Origin of the sequence: Cedecea sp. FDAARGOS_727 (assembly GCF_012273235.1) — a bacterium.
GTDB classification, from domain to species: domain Bacteria; phylum Pseudomonadota; class Gammaproteobacteria; order Enterobacterales; family Enterobacteriaceae; genus Cedecea; species Cedecea davisae.
Map to the genome: position 1 here is coordinate 2,570,033 of NZ_CP050966.1, position 18,381 is coordinate 2,588,413.

Consider the following 18,381-nt stretch of genomic DNA (forward strand, 5'->3'; position numbering starts at 1 on the left):
AGCACAGCGACGCAATCGTTCATATTGCCCCGCACGTAGATTTTGATATTTTGACAGAAGGGTAACTTATAGGCGGTGGCGCATCACCGCCTAAGCATTAACACAACAGCACTAAAAATAGGGTCGGGAAATGGCAAAAGTATCACTGGAAAAAGACAGAATTAAATTCCTGCTGGTTGAAGGCGTACACCAGAAAGCGGTGGATAGCCTGCGTGCAGCCGGATACACCAATATTGAGTTCCACAAAGGCGCGCTGGATACCGAAGCGCTGAAAGAGTCGATCCGTGATGCACATTTCATTGGCCTGCGTTCCCGCACTCATTTGACCGAAGAAATCTTTGCAGCGGCTGAAAAGCTGGTGGCCGTCGGCTGCTTCTGCATCGGGACTAACCAGGTTGACCTTGAGGCTGCCGCTAAGCGCGGTGTGCCGGTGTTCAACGCCCCGTTCTCTAACACCCGTTCCGTTGCTGAATTAGTCATTGGCGAACTGCTGCTGCTGCTGCGCGGTATTCCAGAGGCTAACGCCAAAGCGCACCGCGGCGTGTGGAACAAGCTGGCCGTGGGTTCTTTTGAAGCTCGTGGCAAAAAGCTGGGGATCATCGGGTATGGTCACATCGGTATTCAGTTGGGGATTTTGGCTGAATCTCTGGGCATGCATGTCTTCTTCTACGATATTGAAAACAAGCTGCCGCTGGGCAACGCGACTCAGGTTCAGCATCTCTCAGATCTGCTGAATATGAGCGATGTTGTCAGCCTGCACGTACCGGAAAATGCTTCTACTAAAAATATGATTGGCGCAAACGAACTGGCGCTGATGAAACCGGGCGCGCTGCTGATTAACGCTTCACGCGGCACGGTGGTGGATATTCCTGCTTTATGCGGCGCGCTCGCCAGCAAACATCTTTCCGGCGCGGCAATCGACGTATTCCCGACCGAACCGGCAACCAACAGCGATCCGTTTAACTCTCCGCTGTGCGAGTTCGACAACGTTATTCTGACTCCGCACATCGGCGGTTCTACTCAGGAAGCGCAGGAAAACATCGGTCTCGAAGTGGCGGGCAAGCTGGCGAAATATTCCGATAATGGTTCAACGCTGTCTGCGGTTAACTTCCCGGAAGTTTCCCTCCCGCTGCACGGGGGCACAACCAGCCGTCTGCTGCACATTCATGAAAACCGCCCGGGGATTTTGACCGCAATTAACCAGATTTTCGCCGAGCAGGGGATTAACATCGCCGCTCAGTTCCTGCAAACCACGTCGCAGATGGGCTATGTCGTTATTGATATCGATGCATCGGAAGAAGTGGCTGAAGGGGCGTTGAAGTCAATGAAAGCGATTCCGGGCACCATCCGCGCTCGCCTGCTGTACTGATTTATCGCTAAGCCTCTTCCTCCCGTGGGGGAGAGGCTGTCACCACTGCCACAGGCGCGAAGGCGTCACCACGGCAGGCAAAGGAATATCCCACTCTTCGGCCGGTAATTCGGCAATCTGCTGGCAATCGTGCGCCAGGCCAACCGGATACAGACCGTGCTGCCGCCAGTTTTGCAACGTGCGATCGTAGAATCCTCCTCCCATGCCCAGCCGCTGGCCTTTGGTATCAAAGGCGACTAAAGGCGCGATCAGTACGTCCAGCTTATTGAGCGGCAGAACGTCGCGAACATCCAGCTTTGGCTCAAGAATTTTCAGACGGTTCCGCACCAGTTCGCCGTGCGGCGTATAGCGCAGAAATAGCAGATTTCCCGGGCTGAAAGGGTGAAGAACCGGGAGGTAAACCTCTTTTTCGGCCTGCCATAAAGCCTGAACCAGCGGCCCGGTATCCAGCTCGCCATCAAAGGAAAGAAACAGCGCCACGGTATGCGCACGGACAACCGGCTCAAACGCCAGCATGCGTTCAGCAGCCTGTAAGGCAAAGGTTTTTTGTTCAGCGGGAGTGAGCGCCCGGCGTTGTTGCCGGATGGTTTGGCGAATGTCCTGACGTTGCGTTGAGAATAACGGGATATGCGTCATGATGGCCGGGTAGTAAAGAGGGAATCTCCGAGATGCCGCCGCAGGCTGTAACCCTTGAACCCTTGGTTCAAGGTGAGTGTGTCGTCATGGTCTTCAGGCTTCTCGGACGGACCGAGCATGCTCACCGACCGCGGAGCGCCACACTCTTGTGGTATGAAATATCGGCTCAGGGGACTGGCCCGCTTGCAAACATCTCAGAGAAATTTTGTCTTCGAAGTTACTCTACCATAGTCAACTGCGAAGTGTTATTCAAACTTTGGACCCTGTCGGTCTGCGATGCGACCCTGTTCAAGCAGCGCTTGTTCAATGGTCTGCTGTAGCATCCGAATACGCTCTTCCATGTTGGCGGCGTAGTCACGGGTTTTCGACTTTTCCTGAGCCAGCTCATAGCAGATGTTTAACGCCGCAATGAACACCAGCTGCTCGGTATTTGTGACTCTAGTGCGAACTTTTAAATCTTGCAACCGCTGATTCAGCTCTTCCGCAGCCTGATTCAGCGCATCCTGTTGTTCAGGCGGACAATTCACGCGCAATGAACGACCGAAAATTTGAATATCGACTGGTTGTGCAGACATGCTACCTTCCTGCTGTTTACTCGCCTGCCTTAACGCTACCGGTCGCGGTAACGGAAGGGGCGCCACTATAGCTATCCCGATATTAAGATACAAGCCCTTTTCTGGTATCTGCGGGGGTCCTGGTGGTAGCATAACACACACTAATCCTGCCAACGACGACGAATGCGCATGTCTATACAGAACACGATGCCGGGCTACGACGCAGTAAGCCAACTTTTGAACGAACAAGGTGTGGGCCTGACGCCTGCGGAAATGCACGGCTTAATCAGCGGCATGCTGTGCGGCGGCAATAAAGACAGCAGCTGGCAAGCGCTGCTGCATGACCTGACCAATGAAGGTCTGGCCTTCAGCCAGAATCTCGCCGACACTCTGCGCCAGATGCATGGCGCAATTGGCGACGCGCTGGAAGATGAAGGCTTCCTGTTCCAGCTCTATCTCCCTGAGGGTGATGATGCCACGGTGTTTGACCGCGCGGATGCGCTGTCCGGCTGGGTGAACCATTTCCTGCTGGGCCTTGGCGTCACGCAGACCAAGCTTGATAAAGTCACCGGCGAAACCGGGGAAGCTATCGACGATCTGCGTAACATCGCTCAACTGGGCTATGACGAAGATGAAGACCAGGAAGAGCTTGAGATGTCGCTGGAAGAAATCATTGAGTATGTGCGCGTTGCCGCGCTGCTCTGCCACGATACCTTTACTCGCCCGGTGCCAACCGCGCCCGAGGTTCGCAAGCCAACGCTCCACTAATCTTAACCGTGTCAGGAGATGTGATGAATCAGCAGGAGTTTCTCCGTCGCCGTCAGGCGTTACTGGCTAAAATGGCTCCGGCCAGCGCTGCGATTATTTTCGCGGCTCCCGAGGTTACACGTAATGCCGATAGCGAATATCCGTATCGGCAGAACAGTGATTTTTGGTACTTCACCGGCTTTAACGAGCCTGAAGCCGCGCTGGTGCTGATTAAAAGCGACGCCTCGCATAACCATAGCGTGCTGTTTAACCGCGTGCGGGATAAAAATGCTGAGATCTGGTCTGGCCGTCGGCTTGGCCAGGAGAATGCGCCGCAGAAGCTGGGCGTTGACCGCGCGCTGGCGTTTGCCGAGATTGGTGAGCAGCTGCACCTGCTGTTAAACGGGCTGGATGTGGTTTACCACGCTCAGGGTGAGTACGACTACGCAGATAATCTCGTTTTTGCCGCGCTGGATAAGCTACGTCGCGGTTCGCGCCAGAATCTGTCTGCTCCTGCCAGCCTGACCGACTGGCGGCCAACGGTTCATGAGCTTCGCCTTTTCAAATCAGAAGAGGAGATTGCCGTTATGCGCCGCGCCGGGGAAATTTCTGCGCTTGGGCATACCCGTGCCATGCAGACCTGCCGCCCGGGGATGTTTGAATACCAGCTTGAAGGCGAAATCCATCACGAATTCAACCGCCACGGCGCTCGTTACCCGTCTTACACCACCATCGTCGGCAGCGGCGAGAATGGTTGTATCCTGCATTACACCGAAAACGAAAGCCAAATGCGCGACGGCGACCTGGTGCTGATTGATGCCGGCTGTGAATACCAAAGCTATGCCGGAGACATCACCCGTACCTTCCCGGTTAACGGTAAATTCAGCCCCGCGCAGCGTGCGGTTTATGACATTGTTCTCGAATCTCTTGAAACCTCGCTGAAGCTATATCGTCCCGGAACGACCATGCAGGCTGTCACCGCGGAAGTGGTGCGCATTATGGTGAAAGGGCTGGTGAAGCTGGGCATCCTGAAAGGGGATGTTGAAAAGCTTATCGCCGATAACGCTCATCGCGCCTTCTTTATGCATGGCCTGAGTCACTGGCTGGGGCTGGACGTTCACGACGTCGGCTTCTACGGTCCGGACCGCTCCCGCGTGTTGGAGCCGGGCATGGTAATCACCGTTGAGCCTGGCCTGTATATCGCGCCGGATGCGGACGTGCCTGCTCAATATCGCGGTATCGGCATCCGTATTGAAGACGATATCGTCATCACCGCTGACGGCAATGAAAACCTGACCGCCAGCGTGGTGAAGTCCGCCGATGATATCGAAGCGCTGATGGCGGCGGCACGCCAACAATGAGCGTAATTATCGTGGGTGGTGGAATGGCGGGCGCGACGCTCGCCCTGGCTATCTCCCGGCTGACTAACGGCAAGCTTCCTGTGCACCTGGTTGAAGCGGTTGCGCCGGACTCGGCCGCGCATCCTGGTTTTGACGCCCGTGCCATCGCGCTGGCGCAGGGCACCTGCCAGCAGCTAAACCGCATCGGTATCTGGCCCGCTATCTCAGACCGTGCCACGGCAATTAAAACCGTGCACGTTAGCGATAAAGGACATGCGGGCTTTGTCACGCTGGAAGCGGAAGATTACCAGATAGACGCTCTCGGGCAGGTGGTAGAGCTGCACGATGTTGGGCTGCGTTTATTTGCTTTGCTGCGTAAGGCCGCTGGCGTAACGCTGCATTACCCGCAGCGCGTTACGTCGTTTACCCGCGAGGCGGATGGCGTCAACGTGGTGCTCGACAACGGTCGTGAGCTGCACGGGCAACTGCTGGTTGCCGCCGACGGCACGCGCTCGGCGCTGGCCGCTCAGTGCGGCATCGTCTGGCAACCGCAGAGTTATCAGCAGGTTGCGGTGATAGCCAACATCACTACTTCTGAACCGCACAATGGCCGTGCTTTTGAGCGTTTTACCGAACACGGGCCGCTGGCGATGTTGCCGATGTCCGACGGGCGTTGCTCGCTGGTCTGGTGCCATGCGCTTGAAGCGCGAGCCGAAGTAGAAAGCTGGAGCGAGGCCGAATTTTGCCAACAGCTACAGCGGGCCTTCGGCTGGCGGCTGGGCCGTATAACCCATGCTGGCGCGCGCCATCACTATCCGCTGGCGCTGACTACGGCTTCTCAGTCGGTCTCTCATCGTCTTGCGCTGGTCGGCAACGCCGCACAAACGCTGCACCCGATTGCCGGACAGGGGTTCAACCTCGGCCTGCGCGACGTTATGTCGCTGGCGGAGGAGCTGACGGCGGCACACGTAGCCGCTCAGGACGTTGGTAGTTTTGAGGTGCTTACCGGCTGGCAGCAGCGCAGGGCTGCGGATAAAGCGGCAACTATCGGCGTGACCGACGGGCTGGTTCAGCTTTTTGCGAACCGCTGGGCGCCGCTGGTTGTTGGCCGAAATCTCGGCCTGATGGCGATGGAACATTTTACTCCGGCACGAGACGTGCTGGCTCAGCGTACCCTTGGCTGGGTTGCGCGTTAAAGGAGAGTCAATTTGCAAAGCGTTGATGTGGCCATTGTTGGCGGCGGTATGGTGGGGCTGGCCGTAGCCTGCGGGCTTCAGGGCAGCGGCCTGCGCGTCGCGGTAATTGAAAGCCACCTTCCGCAGCCGCCTGCGCCCGATGCCGCTCCTGCGCTGCGGGTGTCGGCGATTAATGCGGCCAGTGAAAAACTTCTTGCTCATCTGGGCGCCTGGCCGAAGATCCTCGAGCGGGCCAGCTGCTATCACGGGATGGAAGTCTGGGACCGGGACAGCTTCGGGCAAATTGCCTTCGACGATAAAAGCTTTGGCTTCAGCCATCTTGGCCACATCATCGAGAATTCGGTTATTCACCATGCGCTTTGGCAGCGCGCGGAGCAGTGTTCAGACGTTACGCTGATGTCTCCGGCAGACATTCAGCAGGTCGCATGGGGCGAAAACGAAGCGTTTCTGACCCTGAAAGACGGCGCAATGCTTACCGCGAGGCTGGTCGTCGGCGCTGACGGTGCTAACTCCTGGCTGCGCAATAAGGCCGATATTCCGCTGACTTTCTGGGACTATCGCCACCATGCGCTGGTCGCCACTATTCGCACCCATGAGCCGCATCAGGCCGTGGCGCGGCAGGTGTTCCACGGCGACGGCATCCTGGCATTTTTGCCGCTGTCCGACCCGCACCTGTGCTCAATTGTCTGGTCGCTGTCGCCGCAGGAAGCCCAACGCATGCAGCAAGCAACGGATGACGAGTTTAATCAGGCGCTCTCCGTCGCCTTCAATATGCGACTCGGCCTTTGCAGCGTCGAAAGCGAGCGTCAGGTCTTCCCGCTGACGGGCCGCTACGCTCGCAGCTTTGCCGGGCATCGCCTCGCGCTGGTTGGCGACGCGGCGCATACCATTCATCCGCTGGCCGGGCAGGGGGTAAACCTCGGCTTTATGGATGCAGCAGAGCTGATTGCCGAAATTCGCCGCCTGCACCGAGAAGGGAAAGACTTTGGGCAGCACCTGTATCTGCGCCGCTATGAGCGCAGCCGCAAGCATAGCGCGGCTGTAATGCTCGCCAGCATGCAGGGGTTCCGGGATCTGTTTGCCGGAAACAACCCGGCGAAAAAGCTGCTGCGTGATATTGGCCTCAAGCTCGCCGATACACTGCCGGGTGTAAAACCGCAGCTGATCCGTCAAGCGATGGGGCTGCAAGATTTGCCTTCCTGGCTACGTTGAATTTCTAAGTGATAACCTCGTCACATTTCCCTTCCCGATGACCGGGGAGGGAGCATTTCCCCTCGTTTGAAATATTCTAATCTCAGGGCAGATCTCGGATTACATTTTCTAATCTTACGATTTTAGAGATGTAGTGATTTTGTTTCTGAAATGGTCGTAAATGTTAGCCAGTGCTAAATTCCGCCTCAAATACCTGCTGTTAATGTGGAGCTTATCGCATTTTTACAGTGAATAACTCTGCACACTCCCTCTTCCATTTTGGTCATAAGCTAATGCAATGACCGCTTTTCGCTTATGGTTTACGCCTCCGTTCGGTGGTAAGTTCAGGGCAAAGGTAACGTTTGCGTCGCTATCGGGGAACGGTGGCGGTGCCGGGTTTCGTCTGACGGTTGGCAAAGCCAAATCCGCTTTGCAACCAGATGGTTAAAGAGGAAAAGATGACTCAACAGACCCCCTTATTTGAACAGCATACGCTGTGCGGCGCGCGCATGGTTGATTTCCATGGTTGGATGATGCCGCTGCACTACGGCTCGCAAATTGATGAACACCACGCCGTGCGCACCGACGCCGGTATGTTCGACGTTTCCCACATGACCATTGTCGATCTTCGCGGCAGCCGCACCCGTGAATTCTTGCGTTATTTAGTCGCCAACGACGTAGCCAAGCTGACCCAGCCGGGCAAAGCACTCTACACCGCAATGCTTAACGCATCCGGCGGCGTTATTGATGACCTGATTATCTACTTCCTGACCGAAGACTATTTCCGCCTGGTGGTGAACTCCGCAACCCGCGAAAAAGATCTCGCCTGGATTAACCAGCACGCGGAACCGTTTGGCGTGTCCGTTACCGTGCGCGACGACCTCTCGCTGATTGCCGTGCAGGGGCCAAATGCTAAGGCAAAAGCCGCTACGCTGTTGAGCGAAGAGCAGCGTAAAGCTGTGGAAGGCATGAAGCCGTTCTTTGGCGTGCAGTCCGGCGACTTGTTTATCGCCACCACCGGCTACACCGGCGAAGCGGGTTACGAAATCGCGCTGCCAAATGAAAAAGCAGCCGAGTTCTGGGCGCACCTGGTAGAAGCGGGTGTTAAGCCTTGCGGCCTGGGCGCACGCGACACGCTGCGTCTTGAGGCGGGCATGAATCTTTACGGCCAGGAAATGGATGAAGGCGTTTCTCCGCTGGCCGCCAACATGGGCTGGACGATTGCCTGGCAGCCGGAAGATCGTGATTTTATCGGGCGCGAGGCGCTGGAAGCCCAGAAGGCAAACGGCACCGAGCAGCTGGTCGGTTTAATCATGACCGAAAAAGGCGTATTGCGTAACGATCTGCCGGTACGCTTTACCGACGCTCAGGGCAACGCCCGTGAAGGCTTTATCACCAGCGGAACCTTCTCGCCGACGCTTGGTTACAGCATTGCGCTTGCCCGCGTCCCGGCAGGTATTGGCGAAACGGCGGTGGTTCAAATCCGTAACCGCGAAATGCCGGTCAAAGTCACTAAACCTATTTTTGTTCGCGCCGGTAAGCCGGTTGCGCTTTAAATTTTAAAATCAGGTATCAGGAGAGAACAATGAGCAATGTGCCGAACGAACTGAAATACAGCAAAGAGCACGAATGGCTGCGTAAAGAAGCCGACGGTAGCTACACCGTGGGCATCACCGAACACGCGCAGGGCCTGCTGGGTGACATGGTCTTCATCGACCTGCCTGAAGTGGGCGCTACCGTTTCCGCAGGAGACGACTGCGCGGTTGCCGAGTCTGTTAAAGCCGCCTCCGACATTTATGCTCCAATCAGCGGCGAAATCGTTGCGGTTAACGACGCACTGAGCGACAACCCGGAGCAGGTGAACAGCGAGCCTTACGGCGCGGGCTGGATTTTCAAAATCAAAGCCAGTGACGAAGCGCAGGTTGCCGCGCTGCTGGACGCTTCTGCTTACGAAGCGCTGTTAGAAGACGAGTAATTTTTAACCCCTCTTCCTTCGGGGAGAGGGGAAAACACTTCAGGAATCACCGCTCATGACCCAGTCTTTACGTCAGCTAGAGAATCACGAAGCGTTTATCGACCGCCACATTGGCCCGAACGCACAGCAGCAGCAAGAGATGCTGGACACCGTAGGCGCGCAGACGCTCAACGAGCTCATCGCCAGCATCGTTCCGCAGGATATCCAGCTTGCCGAACCGCCTCAGATTGGCAGCGCTGCTACCGAATTCGCCGCGCTGGCTGAATTAAAAGCCATCGCAGGCCGCAATAAACGTTTCAAAACTTACATTGGCATGGGTTATACCGCGGTTCAGACGCCGCCGGTGATTCTGCGTAATATGCTGGAAAACCCGGGCTGGTACACCGCCTACACGCCTTATCAGCCGGAAGTTTCCCAGGGCCGTCTTGAAGCATTGCTGAACTTCCAGCAGGTGACGCTGGACTTAACCGGGATGGATATCGCCTCGGCCTCGCTGCTGGACGAAGCTACCGCCGCCGCCGAAGCGATGGCGATGGCTAAGCGCGTCAGCAAGCTGAAAAACGCGAACCGCTTCTTTGTGGCTGCCGACGTGCATCCGCAAACGCTGGACGTGGTGCGTACCCGCGCTGAAACCTTCGGCTTTGACGTCATCGTTGATGATGCGGCTAAAGTGCTGGATCACCAGGACGTGTTCGGCGTGCTGTTGCAGCAAGTTGGCACCACCGGCGAAGTTCACGACTACAGCGCCCTGATCGCCGAGCTGAAGCAGCGTAAAGTTGTGGTTAGCGTGGCGGCAGACTTTATGACTCTGGTGATGCTGATCGCTCCGGGCAAACAGGGCGCGGACATCGTGTTCGGCTCTGCCCAGCGCTTCGGCGTGCCTATGGGCTACGGCGGCCCGCACGCGGCATTCTTCGGCGCGCGCGACGAGTTTAAACGCTCCATGCCGGGCCGTATTATCGGCGTATCCCGCGATGCCGCTGGCCGTACCGCTCTGCGTATGGCAATGCAGACTCGCGAGCAGCACATTCGCCGCGAGAAAGCGAACTCCAACATCTGTACCTCTCAGGTGCTGCTGGCGAACATTGCCAGCCTGTATGCCGTATTCCACGGCCCGGCTGGCCTGAAACGCATCGCCGGTCGTATTCACCGCCTGACCGATATTCTGGCAGCCGGCCTGCAACAGAAAGGCCTGGTTCTGCGCCATAAACACTGGTTCGACACGCTGTGCGTAGAAGTGGCTGACAAAGCCGCGGTGCTGGCTCGCGCTGAAGCGCGTGAAATCAACCTGCGCAGCGACATTCATAACGCCGTTGGCATCACGCTGGACGAATCAACCACCCGTGAAGACGTGGCGGCGCTGTTCGACGTGCTGCTGGGCGATGCTCACGGCCTGGATATCGACAAGCTGGATCGCGACGTTGCCAACGACAGCAACTCGATCCCGGCCCCAATGCTGCGCGATGACGAGATCCTGACTCACCCGGTATTCAACCGCTACCACAGCGAAACGGAGATGATGCGCTACATGCACTCTCTGGAGCGTAAAGATCTGGCGCTCAACCAGGCGATGATCCCGCTCGGCTCCTGCACCATGAAGCTGAACGCCGCCGCGGAAATGATCCCAATCACCTGGCCTGAATTCGCCGAGCTGCATCCGTTCTGCCCGGCAAACCAGGCTGAAGGCTACCATCAGATGATCGCCCAGCTTTCCGACTGGCTGGTTAAACTGACCGGCTACGACGCGCTGTGCATGCAGCCGAACTCCGGCGCGCAGGGCGAATACGCTGGCCTGCTGGCTATCCGCCGCTACCACGAAAGCCGCAACGAAGGCAGCCGTAATATCTGCCTGATCCCAAGCTCCGCACACGGCACCAACCCCGCGTCCGCCCAGATGGCAGGCATGGAAGTGATCGTTGTGGCCTGCGACAAGCAGGGAAATATCGACCTGCAGGATCTGCGTGCTAAAGCCGAGCAGGCGGGTGAAGCGCTTTCCTGCATCATGGTGACTTACCCGTCTACCCACGGCGTGTACGAAGAAACCATCCGCGAAGTGTGCCAGATTGTTCACCAGTTCGGCGGCCAGGTTTACCTCGACGGCGCGAACATGAACGCTCAGGTCGGGATCACCTCTCCGGGCTACATCGGCGCGGACGTTTCGCACCTCAACCTGCACAAAACCTTCTGTATTCCGCACGGCGGCGGCGGCCCAGGCATGGGTCCTATCGGCGTGAAGGCGCATCTGGCTCCGTTTGTTCCGGGCCACAGCGTGGTGCAAATTGAAGAGATGCTGACCCAGCAGGGCGCGGTTTCTGCGGCCCCGTTCGGCAGCGCATCGATTCTGCCAATCAGCTGGATGTACATCCGCATGATGGGCGCGGACGGCCTGAAGAAAGCAAGCCAGGTGGCTATCCTGAACGCTAACTACATTGCGACCCGCCTGAAGTCGGCTTATCCGGTGCTGTATACCGGTGCCAACGGCCGCGTGGCTCACGAATGCATTCTGGATATTCGTCCGCTGAAAGAAGAGACCGGTATTAGCGAGCTGGATATCGCTAAACGCCTGATCGACTTCGGCTTCCACGCGCCAACCATGTCGTTCCCGGTTGCGGGTACGCTGATGGTTGAGCCGACCGAGTCAGAAAGCAAAGTCGAGCTGGACCGCTTTATCGCCGCGATGCTGTCTATCCGCAGCGAAATCGATCGCGTGGTGGCAGGCGAGTGGACGCTGGAAGATAACCCGCTGGTGAACGCCCCGCACACTCAGGACGAAATCGTTGCCGAGTGGGCGCACCCGTATACCCGCGAGCTGGCGGTATTCCCGGCAGGCCACGGCAACAAATACTGGCCGACCGTTAAGCGCCTGGATGACGTTTACGGCGACCGTAATCTGTTCTGCTCCTGCGTGCCGATGAGCGAATACGAATAGTTTTTACAGATGAATCAAGGGCACTCCGGTGCCCTTTCTTTTTTCTACAGGGGGTCAAATGGGCGTAGCTTTAGTGACCGGCGGCAGTCGCGGTATCGGCAAAGCCACCTCGCTTTTACTGGCGCAGCACGGCTATAAAGTCGTGGTTAACTATCTTCGTAATAAGCAGGCTGCGGACGATGTGGTCAATGCGATTATCGCCAACGGTGGTGAGGCGCTGGCGCTGCGTGCGGACATTGCCGACGAGCTACAGGTGATGGCTATGTTTGCGGAAATAGACAACGCCTTCGGGCCGTTAACCGCGCTGGTGAATAATGCCGGGATCCTGTTTCAGCAATCTACCATTGAGAATTTGACCGCCGAGCGTATTAACCGCGTTATGGCAACCAACGTTACGGGCTATTTTCTTTGCTGTCGCGAAGCGGTGAAGCGCATGGCTTACCGACACGGCGGAGAAGGCGGCTCGATTGTTAATGTTTCTTCTGCGGCGGCGCGTTTAGGCTCGGCTGGAGAATATGTTGATTATGCGGCATCAAAAGGCGCTGTAGATACGTTGACGACCGGGCTGGCGGTCGAAGTTGCCGCGCAGGGCATCCGCGTTAACTGTGTGCGGCCGGGGTTTATTTATACTGAAATGCATGCCGCCGGCGGAGAAGCTGGCAGGGTGGAGCGGGTGAAAACAGCGCTTCCAATGCAGCGAGGCGGGCAGCCTGAAGAAGTCGCCGAGGCTATTGCATGGTTGCTTAGCCGTAAGGCTTCTTACGTGACCGGGACGTTCATTGATGCCGCAGGCGGAAGATAACTCGCTACGCCAGAAGAGGGTGAGACTGGCGTAGCGCGTGCTTTATTGCTTGCTCATACTGTCTTTAGCCATACCGTCTTTGGCCATGCTGTCTTTACCCATAGCGTCTTTGCTCATGCCGTCCTTCTTCATGCTTCCTTTGGACATGCAGTCTTTTTTCATGCCGTCTTTATTCATATCGCCTTTACAGGTATGGGTCATTTTGCCCATTGAGTCCTTCGCCATATTATCTTTGCTCATTGAATCGGCGGCATTTGCACCGGCAATACCAAACAGCATGGATGAGCACAGCAGGGCAGCGTAGATCTTTTTCATGATGTATTTCCTTGTAATGATGATGGGGTCATTGCTTATTAGCTACCGCCGAACCAGTTATAGCCCTGGTCTTCCCAGTAGCCGCCGGGGTAGCGATTAGTGACTTCAATAACCTGAATATATTTCGGGTTCTTGTAGCCGAGTTTGGTTGGAATACGCAGCTTCATCGGGTAGCCGTATTTGCGCGGCAATATCTTGCCGTCCCACGTCAGGGCAATAAGCGTTTGTGGGTGCAGGGCGGTCGCCATATCAATGCTGGTGTTGTAGTCATCTGCGCATTTGAAGCTGACATATTTAGCTCTCAGGTCCGCGCCAATTCCTTTCAGAAAGAGAGCGAAGGGAACGCCGCCCCATTTGCCGATGGCGCTCCAGCCCTCGACGCAAATATGGCGGGTAACCTGGCTGACCTGTGCCATCTGGTGAAGCTGCGCCAGCGTCCAGGGGCGCTTATCGCTGATTAGCCCGGCCAGCTCAAGACGGTAATCATCGCCGTTGATATCGGGGGCTTCATCCTCGCCGTAGAAGGCATTGAATGGAAAATGTGGGTCAATCATGCTTTCCGGATAAACCGGAGCCAGTTGGCTGCCGTTAAATAACCAGGCCTGAATACGGTCGTTAAAACGTGAAATTTTGTTCAGAGAGCTTTCTACTTCTGCGTTGTCGCTAATATCGCAGCCGGTGAGCATGGCGATACCGCCGAGGGTCAGCCCCTGCTTTAAAAAACGGCGGCGGCCTTCCTGAGTCAGTTTTTTATTAATGAGCTGAGTCGCTTCTTTCAGAAATTCATTTTTATCGCTCATGTTTTTTTCCTCAGCGGCCACGAAGCATGGCTAATAACGTGCGCGGCACCAGCGCCACCATCACCAGATGAATAACCACAAAGCCAACCATTGCCGACATGGCGTAAAAATGGATGAAACGCGCATTGTCGTAACCCCCGAGCAACTCCTGCAGCAGTGAAAATTGCACCGACTTCCAGATGACGAGGCCGGAAATAACCAGCAGCAGGCTATCGGCGATAACAAATAAATAGGCGGCCTTTTGCACCATGTTGTAATGGCTGAGGTCGGCGTGGGCTAATTTCCCGCGCAGCGCCGCCAGGGCATCCCGCAATAATTCACCGGGCGATAAGGGCCAGTATTTTTGCCTGAAGCGCCCGGTGGCGATATTGCAAAGCAAATAAACCAGACCGTTGACGGCAAATAACCACATTCCGGCAAAATGCCACTGCAAAGCGCCACCGAGCCAGCCGCCAAGCGTTAGCGCGTTGGCAAACTGAAAATCAAATAGCGGGGAAGCGTTATAAATTCGCCAGCCGCTGGTCACCATAATCAGCATCGCCAGGGCATTCAGCCAGTGGCAGAGCCTTAGCCATAAAGGGTGAACGACCGTTGGGGCGGTTTGCAGCGTTGAGCTTTCCATCGTCCGGCTTCCTCATGATTCGATGAAGCGAGTATTGGCCGAATTTGTTCCCGGTTGCCTCACGCAAAGTTAAATTAAATGTGACAACTTAACCGACGCGAGTTGTGTAAACTTTGGCTAAGCCAGGCGTGCAGGAGTAGAAGAAGTGAATCAGGCAAAAAAAATACTAATCGTGGAAGACGACGAGAATATCGCCGAGCTTTTGCAGCTTCACCTGCGGGAAGAAGGTTTTGAAATTGTGCACGCCGCAGACGGAAACCTCGGGCTGGAAAAGCTCCGGCAGGGCGGCTGGGATGCGCTGATCCTGGATTTAATGTTGCCCGGCGTGGACGGGCTAGAGATTTGCCGTTTTGCCCGCAGCATGACGCGCTACACGCCGATTATCATGATAAGCGCTCGCTCCAGCGAAACGCACCGCGTGCTGGGCCTTGAACTGGGAGCCGACGATTACCTCGCAAAACCGTTTTCTATGCTGGAGCTGGTGGCACGCGTTAAAGCGCTGTTTCGCCGCCAGGAAGCGATGAGCCAGAACCTGCGGCTTGATGCGGGGACGCTGACTTTTGGCCCGCTTTCCATTGACCCTCTGGCGAGGGATGTTCGCCTCAACCAGCAGCCCGTAGAGCTGACGCCGCGCGAGTTTGACCTGCTCTACTTTTTTGCCCGTCACCCGGACAAAGTTTTCTCGCGCCTGAACCTGCTAAACCAGGTCTGGGGCTACCAGCACGAAGGCTATGAGCACACCGTCAACACCCATATAAACCGCCTGCGTATCAAGATTGAAGAGAACCCTGCGGAGCCGAATTTTATTCGCACCGTATGGGGAAAAGGCTACAAATTTACCGCCCAGCTACGTGAGTAACCTATGCGAATTCTTACGCTCTCCCGGCGCCTGACGCTGGTTTTTGCCGTGCTGTTATTAACCGCCTGCACCTTCCTCGGCTGGCTGCAGGTGCGAACCAGCACGCAGTACAGCCAGGCGGTTATCCAGCAACTTTCCGGCGACCTTGCTCAGCACATTAACCAGAGCTACCCGCTGCTCGGGCAGGACGGGCTGAATAAAGACTCGGTGCGCACGCTGTTCGACCATCTGATGGCCGTGAACCCAAGCGTGGAAGTTTACCTGCTGGATAAGCAGGGCAATATCATCGGTGATGCCGCGCCCGACGGGCATATTAAGCGGCATCAGGTTGACCTTGCCCCGCTCCAGGCCGCGCTGAACGGAGGCAAGTTCCCGCTCTACGGCGACGATCCTCGTAGCCTTGAAGGGCAAAAGGTCTTCAGCGTTGCGCCGATGCTGCGCGACGGCAAGCTTGAGGGCTACCTGTATGTGGTCCTGCTCGGGGAAACCTATAACCAACTGGCAAATAGCGCCCAGTTTGATGCCGTTCTGAAGCTGAGCCTGCTGTTGATTGGTTTGGTCTGCGTGCTGGGGCTGGTGGTTGGCGGGCTAGCCTTCCGCTGGATAACACGCCCTTTGCGTGAACTTTCTCGGCACGTTAAAGCGCTGGAGGCGGGCGGCATGGCAGAGATGCAGGCTATGGCCGCGCTGCCGCAAAGTACCGCCGGAGATGCTGACGAACTAGCTCAGCTGCGCCACGGGGTGATTGCTATGGCGGGGCGTATATCGGAGCAGTGGCATAGCCTGACCCAGCAGGATCAGCTGCGGCGTGAGTTTATCGCCAATATCTCTCACGACCTGCGTACGCCGCTTACTTCCCTGCACGGCTATCTCGAAAGCCTGTCCGTGATGTCGGCTACCCTGAGCGAAGCGGATAAAAAACGCTATCTGGATATCGCCCTTGCTCAGAGCCAGAAGGTCGGTGCGCTGGCGCAGTCGCTGTTTGAGCTGGCGCGGCTGGAATATGGCGTGGTGAAGCCGCATAAAGAGAGCTTCTCCCTTAGCGAGCTGCTGCAGGATGTTTTCCAGAAGTTTGAACTGCCGGCCCAGACTCGTCAGCTGGAACTATTGGCCGATATCCAGCCAGGATTGCCGCTAATTGAGGCGGATGTCAGCATGATTGAACGTGTTCTGACTAATCTGCTGGATAACGCCATTCGCCACACGCCGGATAAAGGCGTGATTGCCGTGCGGTTATGGAAGGAGCTGGATAAAGTGATGGTCCAGGTCAGCGACAGCGGGCCGGGTATTCCGCAGGAGCTAAAAGAAGGGCTGTTTGTCCGGCCGTCGATTGTGAATCAATCCCGCCTCAGGGTTGGCGGACTGGGGCTGATGATAGTGCGCCAGATGCTACAGCTGCACGGCAGCGATATTGCGCTGGTAGATACGCCGCAGCGCGGTGCCTGCTTCCGGTTTGGTCTGCCTGTCTAAAAAAATGGGGCGCCTGAGCGCCCCAACTTTTAAAGTTTCTCGCCGTTGCTGGCAATCACTTCTTTGTACCAGTTAAAGCTCTTCTTACGGGAGCGGGACATATCGCCGGTGCCGTCGTCGTGTTTATTCACGTAGATAAAGCCGTAGCGCTTGCTGTACTGGCCGGTGGTGAAGGACACGCAGTCTATGCAGCCCCACGGGGTGTAGCCCATCAGATCCACGCCGTCGTAAGTGACCGCTTTTTTCAGTTCTTCAACGTGAGCGCGCAGGTAATCGATGCGGTAGTCATCATTGATTGAGCCGTCGGTTTCCACTTTATCGTAGGCACCAAAGCCGTTTTCCACGATAAACAGCGGCTTCTGGTAGCGCTCATAAAGCTCGCACAGCGCGTAGCGCAGGCCAACCGGATCAATCTGCCAGCCCCAGTCGGAGGCTTTAACATGCGGGTTCGGCACGCTGCCCTGGAAACCTGAAAGCGCATCGCCGCTGCCGCCTTCGGCCTGTACGGCGTTAGTCATGTAGTAGCTGAAGCCCAGATAATCGCAGACGCCTTCGCGCAGGATTTCTTCATCACCGGCTTCCATTTTGATATTGAACTCGCGGCGTTTCCATTCGTTCAACACATAGGACGGGTAGTAGCCGCGCAGCTGAACGTCGGTAAACACGTAGCGCTCGCGCATAGATTCCTGAGCGTACATCTGGTCTTCCGGCTTGCAGGAGAATGCGTAAAGCGGAACCATTGCCAGCATGCAGCCGATTTGCATCTCCGGGTTAATGCGGTGGCCAATTTTTACCGCCATGGCGCTGGCCACAAACTGGTGATGCAACACCTGGTACATGACTTCTTCCGGGTTGTCGTGTTCGGTATAAACCACGCCGGAGCAGCAGTAACCAAACAGCGGTGCGCGCCAGTTGCGCTGGTTGTTGATCTCGTTGAAGGTCATCCAGTATTTCACTTTGCTCTTATAGCGCTCGAACACGACTTCGGCGAAGCGAACAAAGAAATCAACGACTTTACGGTTTGTCCAGCCGCCGTATTCGGTAACCAGATGGTGCGGCATTTCAAAATGGGAAAGGGTAATAACCGGCTCGATGTTGTACTTCAGCAGTTCATCAAACATCTCGTCGTAGAACTTCAGGCCTTCTTCATTAGGCTGCTGCTCGTCACCGTTTGGGAAAATGCGCGTCCAGGCGATGGAGGTGCGGAAGCACTTGAAGCCCATCTCGGCGAACAGCTTGATGTCTTCTTTGTAGCGGCCATAGAAATCAATGGCTTCATGGTTAGGGTAATATTTACCCGGCTCAACCTGTTGGGTTATTTCTCGCGCCACGCCGTGCGCGCCGCCGGTCAGTACATCACAGATGCTCGGGCCTTTACCGCCCTGGTTCCAGCCGCCTTCAACCTGGTGCGCGGCAACCGCGCCGCCCCATAAAAAGTCCTTCGGTAACTTCAGTTGTTTCATAATATTTCATCTCACCGTTAGCGCTGAAAATAATGTGCGACAGCACACATTTCGACGCCGAGTTAATAATCTCTGACGTCGAGTCTAACAAATGAAAAATGATTGTCACGATA

General features: G+C 56.2%; 17 protein-coding genes and 1 other RNA gene. 11 read left to right on the top strand and 7 right to left on the bottom strand.

Features of this window, described 5'->3' with window-relative positions:
* Positions 1 to 130 precede the first annotated feature (130 nt).
* Positions 131 to 1,369, top strand: coding sequence for a phosphoglycerate dehydrogenase (serA, locus tag FOC35_RS12280; RefSeq protein ID WP_016538119.1), 1,239 nt, complete (start codon positions 131 to 133; stop codon positions 1,367 to 1,369).
* A gap of 39 nt (positions 1,370 to 1,408) precedes the next feature.
* Here the strand turns inward: serA and FOC35_RS12285 are convergent, their stop codons facing one another.
* From FOC35_RS12285 to zapA, 3 genes are all read right to left on the bottom strand, one after another.
* Positions 1,409 to 2,005 carry a 5-formyltetrahydrofolate cyclo-ligase gene (locus tag FOC35_RS12285; RefSeq protein WP_172569023.1) on the bottom strand — a complete coding sequence of 199 codons (597 nt, stop codon included), beginning with the start codon at positions 2,003 to 2,005 and terminating at the stop codon, positions 1,409 to 1,411.
* A gap of 20 nt (positions 2,006 to 2,025) precedes the next feature.
* Positions 2,026 to 2,209: non-coding RNA, 6S RNA (ssrS, locus tag FOC35_RS12290), on the bottom strand.
* A gap of 41 nt (positions 2,210 to 2,250) precedes the next feature.
* Positions 2,251 to 2,580 carry a cell division protein ZapA gene (gene zapA / locus FOC35_RS12295; RefSeq protein WP_008461599.1) on the bottom strand — a complete coding sequence of 110 codons (330 nt, stop codon included), beginning with the start codon at positions 2,578 to 2,580 and terminating at the stop codon, positions 2,251 to 2,253.
* 168 nt (positions 2,581 to 2,748) lie between these two features.
* Here zapA and FOC35_RS12300 point away from each other — a divergent pair, with 168 nt between their 5' ends.
* The 8 genes from FOC35_RS12300 (at position 2,749) to FOC35_RS12335 (ending at position 12,739) form a co-directional block, all read left to right on the top strand.
* Positions 2,749 to 3,327: a YecA family protein gene (locus FOC35_RS12300; protein ID WP_172569024.1), complete on the top strand. Its 579-nt coding sequence runs from the start codon at positions 2,749 to 2,751 to the stop codon at positions 3,325 to 3,327.
* Positions 3,328 to 3,350: 23 nt separating this feature from the next.
* Entirely contained in the window at positions 3,351 to 4,667 is a 1,317-nt protein-coding gene (gene pepP, locus FOC35_RS12305) for a Xaa-Pro aminopeptidase (protein WP_016538115.1), read from the top strand.
* Positions 4,664 to 5,842, top strand: coding sequence for a 2-octaprenyl-6-methoxyphenyl hydroxylase (gene ubiH, locus FOC35_RS12310; protein WP_172569025.1), 1,179 nt, complete (start codon positions 4,664 to 4,666; stop codon positions 5,840 to 5,842). The genes pepP and ubiH overlap by 4 nt, the downstream gene beginning before the upstream one ends.
* 12 nt (positions 5,843 to 5,854) lie before the next feature.
* A complete protein-coding gene (ubiI, locus tag FOC35_RS12315) occupies positions 5,855 to 7,054 on the top strand; it encodes an FAD-dependent 2-octaprenylphenol hydroxylase (protein WP_172569026.1) in 1,200 nt (399 codons plus the stop codon).
* 437 nt (positions 7,055 to 7,491) lie between these two features.
* A complete protein-coding gene (gene gcvT, locus FOC35_RS12320; RefSeq protein ID WP_172569027.1) occupies positions 7,492 to 8,589 on the top strand; it encodes a glycine cleavage system aminomethyltransferase GcvT in 1,098 nt (365 codons plus the stop codon).
* Between the two features lie 29 nt (positions 8,590 to 8,618).
* Positions 8,619 to 9,008 (top strand): glycine cleavage system protein GcvH, encoded by a 390-nt coding sequence (gene gcvH / locus FOC35_RS12325; RefSeq protein ID WP_016538111.1) that lies wholly within the window; start codon positions 8,619 to 8,621, stop codon positions 9,006 to 9,008.
* A gap of 55 nt (positions 9,009 to 9,063) precedes the next feature.
* Positions 9,064 to 11,937 carry an aminomethyl-transferring glycine dehydrogenase gene (gcvP, locus tag FOC35_RS12330; protein WP_172569028.1) on the top strand — a complete coding sequence of 958 codons (2,874 nt, stop codon included), beginning with the start codon at positions 9,064 to 9,066 and terminating at the stop codon, positions 11,935 to 11,937.
* A gap of 58 nt (positions 11,938 to 11,995) precedes the next feature.
* Positions 11,996 to 12,739: an SDR family oxidoreductase gene (locus FOC35_RS12335; RefSeq protein WP_172569029.1), complete on the top strand. Its 744-nt coding sequence runs from the start codon at positions 11,996 to 11,998 to the stop codon at positions 12,737 to 12,739.
* 42 nt (positions 12,740 to 12,781) lie between these two features.
* On the opposite strand, the gene FOC35_RS12340 is transcribed toward FOC35_RS12335, so the two are convergent.
* Genes FOC35_RS12340 through FOC35_RS12350 form a run of 3 tightly spaced genes read right to left on the bottom strand, consistent with a single transcriptional unit; the run spans position 12,782 to position 14,476 of the window.
* Complete coding sequence (locus FOC35_RS12340) at positions 12,782 to 13,054, bottom strand: pentapeptide MXKDX repeat protein (protein ID WP_172569030.1); 273 nt, start codon at positions 13,052 to 13,054, stop codon at positions 12,782 to 12,784.
* A gap of 38 nt (positions 13,055 to 13,092) precedes the next feature.
* Positions 13,093 to 13,854 (bottom strand): molybdopterin-dependent oxidoreductase, encoded by a 762-nt coding sequence (locus FOC35_RS12345; protein WP_172569031.1) that lies wholly within the window; start codon positions 13,852 to 13,854, stop codon positions 13,093 to 13,095.
* Between the two features lie 10 nt (positions 13,855 to 13,864).
* Entirely contained in the window at positions 13,865 to 14,476 is a 612-nt protein-coding gene (locus tag FOC35_RS12350) for a cytochrome b/b6 domain-containing protein (protein WP_172569032.1), read from the bottom strand.
* A gap of 145 nt (positions 14,477 to 14,621) precedes the next feature.
* Here FOC35_RS12350 and FOC35_RS12355 point away from each other — a divergent pair, with 145 nt between their 5' ends.
* Positions 14,622 to 15,335, top strand: a complete 714-nt coding sequence (locus tag FOC35_RS12355) for a response regulator transcription factor (RefSeq protein ID WP_172569033.1) — start codon at positions 14,622 to 14,624, stop codon at positions 15,333 to 15,335.
* A 3-nt stretch (positions 15,336 to 15,338) separates the two neighbouring features.
* Complete coding sequence (locus tag FOC35_RS12360; protein WP_172569034.1) at positions 15,339 to 16,805, top strand: ATP-binding protein; 1,467 nt, start codon at positions 15,339 to 15,341, stop codon at positions 16,803 to 16,805.
* Positions 16,806 to 16,834: 29 nt separating this feature from the next.
* Here FOC35_RS12360 and FOC35_RS12365 read toward each other — a convergent pair whose 3' ends face one another.
* On the bottom strand, positions 16,835 to 18,268 hold the full coding sequence (locus FOC35_RS12365; protein ID WP_172569035.1) for a 6-phospho-beta-glucosidase: 1,434 nt from the start codon (positions 18,266 to 18,268) through the stop codon (positions 16,835 to 16,837).
* Positions 18,269 to 18,381 lie beyond the last annotated feature (113 nt).

Excerpts from the sequence above, each read along its gene's own strand:
- FOC35_RS12350 (WP_172569032.1), bottom strand. The coding sequence starts at position 14,476 with ATGGAAAGCTCAACGCTGCAAACCGCCCCAACGGTCGTTCACCCTTTA.
- pepP (WP_016538115.1), top strand. The coding sequence starts at position 3,351 with ATGAATCAGCAGGAGTTTCTCCGTCGCCGTCAGGCGTTACTGGCTAAA.
- gcvP (WP_172569028.1), top strand. The coding sequence starts at position 9,064 with ATGACCCAGTCTTTACGTCAGCTAGAGAATCACGAAGCGTTTATCGAC.
- zapA (WP_008461599.1), bottom strand. The coding sequence starts at position 2,580 with ATGTCTGCACAACCAGTCGATATTCAAATTTTCGGTCGTTCATTGCGC.
- FOC35_RS12285 (WP_172569023.1), bottom strand. The coding sequence starts at position 2,005 with ATGACGCATATCCCGTTATTCTCAACGCAACGTCAGGACATTCGCCAA.
- FOC35_RS12360 (WP_172569034.1), top strand. The coding sequence starts at position 15,339 with ATGCGAATTCTTACGCTCTCCCGGCGCCTGACGCTGGTTTTTGCCGTG.
- FOC35_RS12365 (WP_172569035.1), bottom strand. The coding sequence starts at position 18,268 with ATGAAACAACTGAAGTTACCGAAGGACTTTTTATGGGGCGGCGCGGTT.
- serA (WP_016538119.1), top strand. The coding sequence starts at position 131 with ATGGCAAAAGTATCACTGGAAAAAGACAGAATTAAATTCCTGCTGGTT.
- gcvH (WP_016538111.1), top strand. The coding sequence starts at position 8,619 with ATGAGCAATGTGCCGAACGAACTGAAATACAGCAAAGAGCACGAATGG.
- FOC35_RS12345 (WP_172569031.1), bottom strand. The coding sequence starts at position 13,854 with ATGAGCGATAAAAATGAATTTCTGAAAGAAGCGACTCAGCTCATTAAT.
- FOC35_RS12335 (WP_172569029.1), top strand. The coding sequence starts at position 11,996 with ATGGGCGTAGCTTTAGTGACCGGCGGCAGTCGCGGTATCGGCAAAGCC.
- FOC35_RS12300 (WP_172569024.1), top strand. The coding sequence starts at position 2,749 with ATGTCTATACAGAACACGATGCCGGGCTACGACGCAGTAAGCCAACTT.
- gcvT (WP_172569027.1), top strand. The coding sequence starts at position 7,492 with ATGACTCAACAGACCCCCTTATTTGAACAGCATACGCTGTGCGGCGCG.
- FOC35_RS12340 (WP_172569030.1), bottom strand. The coding sequence starts at position 13,054 with ATGAAAAAGATCTACGCTGCCCTGCTGTGCTCATCCATGCTGTTTGGT.
- ubiH (WP_172569025.1), top strand. The coding sequence starts at position 4,664 with ATGAGCGTAATTATCGTGGGTGGTGGAATGGCGGGCGCGACGCTCGCC.